The 9362-nt window shown below is 32.5% G+C and carries 3 protein-coding genes; 2 read left to right on the forward strand and 1 reads right to left on the reverse strand.

Features of this window, described 5'->3' with window-relative positions:
• Nucleotide 1: 1 nt before the first annotated feature.
• Entirely contained in the window at nt 2-2044 is a 2043-nt protein-coding gene (locus LQ679_RS13950) for a helix-turn-helix transcriptional regulator (RefSeq protein ID WP_239763399.1), read from the reverse strand.
• Nucleotides 2045-2536: 492 nt separating this feature from the next.
• Here LQ679_RS13950 and LQ679_RS13955 point away from each other — a divergent pair, with 492 nt between their 5' ends.
• Both LQ679_RS13955 and LQ679_RS13960 read left to right on the forward strand, forming a co-directional pair.
• Nucleotides 2537-6211, forward strand: coding sequence for a fibronectin-binding protein FnbA (locus tag LQ679_RS13955; RefSeq protein WP_275589955.1), 3675 nt, complete (start codon nt 2537-2539; stop codon nt 6209-6211).
• A 375-nt stretch (nt 6212-6586) separates the two neighbouring features.
• Nucleotides 6587-9362, forward strand: a 2776-nt coding sequence (locus LQ679_RS13960) for a YSIRK-type signal peptide-containing protein (RefSeq protein WP_239763407.1), incomplete at its 3' end; no start/stop codon positions are given.

The raw sequence follows: 9362 nt of genomic DNA on the forward strand, positions 1-9362 counted from the left end.
ATTAATGATATATAGTAATCATCATTACCGATTTTGGTGGAACATTTGCTATAAATGGTCCCAATTTAAAGTTGTGTTTACCTACTTTAAATAGTGGAGCATTGTACTGACTAATTTTATATTTTAAAGTATTTGGAAGGGAATTTCTTTCTGTGAGGTTGGAACTTATTATACCATCTATACTGCCAAATTTAGTATTTAATAATTCGCTAGTAATAATCATATTTGATGAGTTAATATGAACAAAATCAATAAAGTATTTTTTAGTGAATTCTCTTATATTGTTAGTGTCTGAGTCATCGCTATTGTATAAAAGTATATTGTAACTGTACATGTTTTTAGTTATTAAATATCCGTCTCCATAATAACAATTAGCTTTTGAAAAATTATATAACATCAAACCAAGAAAGAAAAATGGTGTTTTGTTTTCTGTTTCATCAAAAATAGATATTAGATTCATACTACTTTTTTCTTTTGAAAAAGGAATGCTTGCCCCAGCAATATATTTAACAATTGAAATTGAGTTTTCTAAAAAATATCCTATATTATATATGGAGAGTTCATTATATAAATTATCATAATTTAATATAATTACATTTTTATTCGCATTAATTTTAGAAATATATTTTGGTAAAGACTTATTCAGAATATTGTAAGTATCATTTTGTTTTTTTGTTCTTTTACCATCATAAAATAAAAAATCAATTGTAAAATAATCTGGAGACAATTGAAGCAACCTTGAATCTACCTCCAAATTTTTAATGTAGTATTCCGTAATATCAATTGAAATTTGAATACTTTTACCGTATGAATCTCTTTTAATATGTTTAATATCATCAATAGAAAAATATTTTAAATCTAATAATAATAAAATTTTTCTATCGCTAAATGAGAAGGTACCCAAATGTTCATCTTCTAGTATTTGTAATTCTTTTATCACTTTCAAAATGAAATAAAAGTACTTTAAACTATTAATTTTTAAAGCGACAGAAAATTTCGTTTTTAATAATTTTCTAAGTCTTAATACTATATTGTGGAAATCATTGTTAATAAAATTTTTTATATTTTCACTTATATATATGTATGAAGGAAGTCGATAATTGTTAAAATTTTTATAAGTAAAGATTGCTTCATTGATAATTAGGTCTAAATTCTTGTATTCCCCAATATCTATCAAATTAAAAAATGAAAATGCAGGTTGAGTAATATTTTTGTCATTAATTAATATATCAACATTACTTAAATGTTTTTGTAAATCAAAGTTTACTTTAGATAATGTAGCTAAATCTTCTTTAATACCTTCTATATTTAATTTCTTATTTTCAATAGGCATATGTCTGTACTTTTTTGGTGTAATACCAAATTCTTCTTTAAAATGTTTTATGTAAACAGTTGTATTTGCATACCCCCATTTTCTTGCAATGCTTTCGATTTTTACTTTTCCGTTTCCAATATCTTTCATAGATTTTGAAAGTCTGAGTGATCTAGTGTATTCATAATAATTTAAATTAGTGTTGCTCTTAAATAATGTAGAAACACTAGTTGTAGACATATAAAATTGTTGAGATAAATCTTTAAGCGTAATTTTATCAGCTAAATGGTTAGAAATGTAATTAGTGATATTTGAAAAAGTGTCGTTAGTATTAGAATTAATATTTCTTCTATATTTTGTAATGGAATTTATAATTTTTTTAATTAGTCTAGTAGTTTCAGTTTTATGGAAATTTCTACTTAGATAGCTTTTGAATAGAATTGATAAATCGTACATCAATTCTTCGCGTTCTAATAAAGAATACTTTTGGTTAAATATATTTATATTATATTCTTTAAAAATTGAGCTAGGTAAATATAACAACAAAACATCATTAGTATTAATATAATACAATTCTGATTCATTTATAATATATAAATTTTTGCGATTATAACTATTTCCCTCAATATAGATTTCTACATTTCCCTTCAAAGATATTACTAAGATTAAACCATCATAAGCACGACTTGGGTATTTCATAGGATTATCTAAATAATAGAATTTTGGAATCATTCAGAATCCCTCCTCTTTTAAATCAGATAAAAACGGTAAGGATAAAATATTTTTAAATGATTATATCATAATTATAATGAATATTTAATGATATAGAATTTACAGGAATAAAAACATAAGTAAATAAAAACTTAATATAAACAATTTGTTGATAATCATTTTACAAGTTAATAGGATATTTTTATGTATATAAGATATTTTTAGCCTATAAAAATATACATTTTTTTAGAAAAGTAATTTTTAGACGATTATTTTATTACTATGTTATACATTCAACGTCTATAAAAGCATTAAATATATTAGTAGAAGTGCATCTATAGAACATATATTGCATATTCACTTTTCAATAACTTTAGTAAGTTAGTATATTTGTTTATTTATGAATTCATTCGAAAAAGCAATTTGAAAATAAGGAGGTAGAATAAAATCACTATTGTATAACACGGGAAAGTTAGAAGGTTAATTTGTATAAAATAAGAAAGGGTTTGACTTATGAATAATAAGCAATATGTAAAAAGGAAACAAGTTTTTGGAATTAGAAAATTATCTTTTGGAACTGGATCAGCTTTATTAACTACACTTTTATTCTTCGGTGTGAGCAATTCTGTTTATGCAGCAGAAAATGGAAATGATATAAGCAGTGAAATTAATGAGTCTCTATCAGAAGAAACAAATAAGGTTGTAACGGAACCGAAAAATTCAGGAGCAAGTGAAGTAGCAGAGCCAGAAAGAGCAGAAGTTACAGAACCAGAAACAAGTGAAGTAGCAGAGCCAGAAAGAGCAGAAGTTACAGAACCAGAAGCAAGTGAAGCAATTGAGCCAGAAAGAGCAGAGGTTACAGGACCAGAAGCAAGTGAAGCAACAAAGCCAGAAAGAGCAGAGGCTACAGAACCAGAAACGAGTGAAACAGCAGAGTCAGAAAGAGCAGAGGTAACTGAATCAGAAACAAGTGAAGCAACAGAGCCAGAAAGAGCAGAAGTTACGGAAACAGGAGCAAGTGAAGTAGCAGAGTCAACTGAAGCAGAAGGTAAGGATGTAGCAGAACCAGTATTAAGAGTGGCAGCAGAACCAGTTAGTTATATTAGTAATTATAGTGCGACAGATAATTATGTATTATCAGATAATATAAAGGTAATTGGAGGAGGGGGAGTCAATGTAACTCCAGGTGTTGCTAGAGTACAGAAAAACGGGAGAGTTATATATGACTATATAGTTTCCTTAAATCCAGTTCAATCAAGTGACCATATTCAAACTGCTAGTACATTTAATATTACAATTCCAAAGTTTGCTGAAAATGTAAAATTCACTTTGATTGGTACAAGGGAGAAAGAAAGTTATAAACCACATAATGTTGATTTAGAATTAGGAATAATGAGCTTCGATGAATATGATGAGAATCAAGAGAGATATAATAATATTCCAACGTATGAAGAATACTTAGAATTTAAAGAAAGTGGTAATATCCCTCTTTCAGTTGTTGAGAAAAAAATAGAAAAAGAAGATGGTGAAGATACGTATTATTATACAGGTGGTTCAACATTTAATGATTTAGTTCGTCAATTTAGTGTTAATACGATTGTTTTTGGCCCAGTTGGTATCAAAGTTGAATTTGATATTTCAAAAGAACAATTTGAAAAAACAAAATATTTACCTTTAGATGCAAGGCTAGCGTGGAGAGGAAAATTTGAACCAGCTATTCTCTTAAGCTATGAGAATGGTGCTCAATCTATGGATGATTATAGGCCGAATACAATTGGTAATTCAAGGAACTATGGTGAAGGATCTTCATACCAGTTTATAGAACATCCAGAATTAATAAGACCAGGAGATTTTGATGAACACGGCTTGTATACTCAACCTGGTATTGCAGTAACGCGTAATACTGGAAGTTGGGATACGATTGGTCCAGATATATCAACAGGAATATTTGATTATGTAAAAATATTTAATTTACGTGCAAATCCTGCTGTTACTTATTATGCTCCTGTAAATGAAGATCACGCGGATATTGGAGTTGTATCGGAGGTTATATTACCTGACGAAGATATTATCGATTCAGATGGCAACTCTGATACAGACAGTGATTCAAACTCAGATAACAACTCTGATTCAGATAGCAATTCAAGTGAAGATAGCAATTCAAACACTGACAGCGATTCAAACTCAGATAGCAATTCAGATTCAGACAGCGATTCAAGCTCAGATAGTGATTCTGATACAGAAAGCAACTCAGACTCTGACATGAACTCAAATTCAGACAGCAATTCAAACACTGATAGCAATTCAGATTCAGACAGCGATTCAAGCTCAGATAGTGATTCTGATACAGATAGCAACTCAGACTCTGACATGAACTCAAATTCAGACAGCGATTCAAACTCAGACAGCAACTCTGATACAGACAGCGATTCAAATTCAGATAACAACTCTGATTCAGATAGCAATTCAAGTTCAGACAGTAACTCTGATACAGACAACGACTCAAACTCAGATAGCAACTCAAATTCAGATAACAACTCAGATTCAGATAACAACTCAGATTCAGATAGCAATTCAAACTCTGATATGAATTCAGATTCAGATAGCAGTTCAGACTTAGACAGCAACTCAGACTCTGATATGAATTCAAATTCAGATAGTGACTCAAACTCAGATAGTGACTCAAACGCAGATAGCAACTCAGACTCAGTTAGTGACTCAGACTCTGACATGAATTCAAATTCAGATAGCGACTCTGATACAGAAAGCGATTCAAACTCAGACAGCGACTCTGATACAGAAAGCAACTCAGACTCAGATAGTAGCTCAAATTCAGATAGCGATTCAAACTCAGATAGCGACTCTGATACAGAAAGCGATTCAAATTCAGATAGCGATTCAAATTCAGATAGCGACTCAAACTCTGACAGCGATTCAAGCTCAGATAGTGACTCAAACTCAGATAGCAACTCATCTTCAGATAGCGACTCAGACTCTGATATGAGTTCAAATTCAGACAGTGACTCAAACTCTGACAACAATTCAGACTCAGACAGCGATTCAAATTCAGATAGCAATTCAAATTCAGATAGCGACTCAGACTCTGATATGAATTCAAATTCTGATAATGATTCAAACTCAGATAGCAATTCAGATTCAGATAGTGACTCAGACTCTGATATGAATTCAAATTCAGACAGCGACTCAAATTCAGACAGCGATTCAAGCTCTGATAGTGATTCTGATACAGATAGCAACTCAGACATGAACTCAAATTCAGACAGCGATTCAAACTCAGATAGCAATTCAAGCTCTGACAGCAATTCAAACTCAGATATTGACTCAAACTCTGACAGCGATTCAAGCTCAGATAGTGACTCTAACTCAGATAGCAACTCAGACTCAGTTAGTGACTCAAACTCTGATATGAATTCAAATTCAGATAGTGATTCAGACTCAGATAGTGATTCAAACTCAGATAGTGATTCAAACTCTGATATGAATTCAAATTCAGATAGTGACTCAAACTCAGATAGCAACTCTGATTCAGATAGCAACTCAGACTCAGTTAGCGACTCAAACACTGACAGCAATTCAGACTCAGACAGCGATTCAAATTCAAATAGCAACTCATCTTCAGACAGCAATTCAAACACAGATAGCAATTCAGATTCAGACAGCGATTCAAGCTCTGATAGTGATTCTGATACAGATAGCAACTCAGACTCAGATAGTAGTTCAAATTCAGATAGCGATTCAAACTCAGATAGTGACTCAAACACTGATAGCGATTCAAACTCAGATAGTGACTCAAACACTGATAGCGATTCAAATTCAGATAGTGACTCAAACTCTGACATGAATTCAAATTCTGACACTGATTCTAATTCAGATAGCGATTCAGACTCTGATATGAATTCAAATTCAGACAGTAACTCTGATACAGACAACGACTCAAACTCATACAGTGATTCAGATATGGGTATGGATTCAAATGATTCAAGCACTAATAGTGGATCAGGTGTTGCTAAAGCTGCAGCTATAAATGATTCTAATAAGTTAGATAAAGAAAATGATTTACCAAGTACAGGAGAGCAAACTCTAACTAATACAACATTAATAGGTGGTTTATTCGCTGGTATTGGTTCATTATTCTTATTTGGTCGCCGTAGAAATGAAGATAAGTAAATAAAATATTTAAGATATTTGCTAAAACGTACTAAGAAGAATTCATTCTATTGGTATAAAAATGTCATCGATACAAACGGTGAAGAACTTAAATAATATAATCAAGATCTTGTCATTTTTAATGACAGGGTCTTTTTTTATGCAAGTAAATTGGTATTTGAAATTTGTCGGAAAAATAATTACCTATATTAATAATAAAATAAATTTTAGATATTCTTAAAATTAAAACGTTGTATTATACAAAATATAAATACAAATAATAACTTTTCAAAATAAATGTTGTACAATTTAAAGCGCGCTAGTATAATTTTACATGATAAGTGCTTGATGTTCGAAATACTTATCGAATATCCAAAAAATTCTGGAGGTATATAAATGGAACAAAAGAAAAGAAAAAGAGTTAAAAAATTAGATTTTTTACCTAATAGATTAAATCATTATTCTATTAGAAAATTCACGATTGGTACGGCTTCAATCTTAGTTGGTTCAGCTTTACTTTTCGGTATAGGTAGTGAAGCTAAAGCGGATGAACAATCTAGTCATTCAACTGTTCAAGATGAAGGTGTGAATAAGGATAAAGCAAACATAGATGATTCTGTTCAAGAATCTGCCTCAACAGAAGAAGTGAGCACAGAAGAGAAAGCGTCAGAAACTGAGTCAACAGAAGAAGTGAGCACAGAAGAAAAAGCGTCAGAAACTGAGTCAACAGAAGAAGTAAGCACAGAAGAAAAAGCACCAGAAGCTGAGTCAACAGAAGAAGCGAGCACAGAAGACAAAGCACCAGAAGCTGAGTCAACAGAAGAAGCAAGCACAGAAGAGAAAGCACCAGAAGCTGAGTCAACAGAAGAAGCAAGTACAGAAGAGAAAGCACCAGAAGCTGAGTCAACAGAAGAAGCAAGTACAGAAGAGAAAGCACCAGAAACTGAGTCAACAGAAGAAAAAGCATCAGAAGCTGAAAAAACAGAAGAAGTAAGTACAGAAGAGAAAGCACCGGAAGCTGAAAAAACAGAAGAAGCAAGTACAGAAGAGAAAGCACCAGAAACTGAGGCAACATCAAAAACTACAAACAAAGTAGCACCAGAAAAAGCTCAGTCAGCTAAATCAACTTTAGAATCTAATACCGCAAATAAAAACGACGATTATTCAATCTCACAAGTTCGTGATGAAGAAACAGCTGCTACATATTATAAAAAAGCTGCCAACGTTTCTGATAAACAAGCTCGTGAAGTAATCAGTAATTTAAATTTAGATACTAAAAATTTAAGTGAACAAGAATTACAATATGAATTGATCAAAGCGTTAGCAAACAAGCAGAAAAACAATAAACCATTAGCAACTGCATTAAGAGCGGCATCACCAAAAGATGAAGAATCTTTAAATATTGCTTCAAATGAATTAATCAATACATTAGCAGTAACAGATAAATCAAAAGTAATCGAAGCAGATGCGATTAAGAATGGATATATCAAATCACAAACTGACGCAACTAACGCTGTAAATACTTTGTCAGGAAGAGCCTGGATTGTTGATAAAGGAACGCCTGCAACAATGTCTAATGGACTTACAGCAGTTCCTGAAGGTACGAAAGTATACTTACAATGGATCGATAAAGATGGAGCTGTATCACCAACATATATGGCTACAACATCTAACAAATTAAGCTCTTCAGATGGTTCTCAAGTAGGTCCAGGTGCATATGCATTTGACTTAAGAGACGCTTGGACTGACGCAAATGGAAAAGAGCATAAATATAATTCTTCTGGTGGTCAATTATATCGTCTATGGATTGAAGATTTTGAAACAGAGAACGGTAATACTGCAACAATGATACGTCAAGCTGGTGGATTTTATCCTGGAAGATATACAAATTCAGTAAGTAATTCTAATTTAGGGCAATTCCCACTAATTGGCACTAACATGCAACGTACTGGTATATACATGGGAGTTAAACCTACTAATGATTATATGACTACAGATAAATCTAATTGGATTCATGATGAAGAAGGTCCGATTAGTAGTCCAGCAGTAGATACAAAAGCAAAAAATTCAGTTTCAGGACAAGTTTGGTTTGAAACAGGTGCTGGAGACTATGCTAACTCAGCTACAGGACCAAATAATAATAGTAAAGATCCAGAAGCTGCTGGTTATACAGTTGTTATGTCTTCATTAACTGAAGAAGGTGCCAAACAATATAAAGCTCAAGTTAATAGTTTACCAGAAAAAGAAAGAGCAGCAGCAGCTAAAGCATTATTAGAAGCAAATCCTGACTATATTTCAGCAACTGTTTATGGTGAAACAGATGATACCGGTCGATATACTTTGAGATTCCCAGATGGTACGTTAAATACAAGCTATATGTATGGTTATGTGATGGATCCAGATGGTAATGTAGTGAATGCATATTCATCTTATACAAGCCCTCAATTTAGAGCACCAAACAGTAACTTGTCATGGGCACCACAAACAGCACCGGCTCAAAACTTAGTTGCTAATCCAATGTGGTATAACGTTAACTTTGCATTAGTTCCATCTAATGATATTAACTTAGATGTGTTGGAATATAATAATACAGATAAACCGGCAGTTCCAGGTGATGAAGTTCACATTGACTTAACAGGTTCAAATATTTCACCACTACCAACGCGCGTTGAGTGGAGGGATAAGAACGGAAATGTAGTTCAAAAAACTGGCGACATTAATACGTTAGAAGATGGTGAACAACAAGGTACATTTATTGTTCCAGATAGTGCGGTAGATGGAGATATTTACACGGCATATTTAGTAGTAGGAGACAATGATGTAGCAGCTGATTCATTTATCGTAAAAGTTATGGATAACAGACAATACGAACCAACTACAGACGGTGTAACGAAAGATCATGGCACACCAACGACAACAGACGATGTAACAGGTTCAGTGACAATCCCAGACTATCCAACGGATAAAGATCAACCAACAATTACGGTGGATGACGAAACACAATTACCAGATGGCAATACACCAGGTACAACAGATGTTGATGTGACAGTGACATACCCAGACGGTTCAACAGACCACATTAAAGTACCTGTAACAGTAGGAGAACAAGCAGACAATGATGCTTATGAACCAACAACAGACGGTGTAACAAAAGACAATGGCACACCAACGA

It is taken from the genome of Mammaliicoccus sp. I-M35, from assembly GCF_022386455.1.
Classification (GTDB): Bacteria; Bacillota; Bacilli; order Staphylococcales; family Staphylococcaceae; genus Mammaliicoccus; species Mammaliicoccus sciuri_A.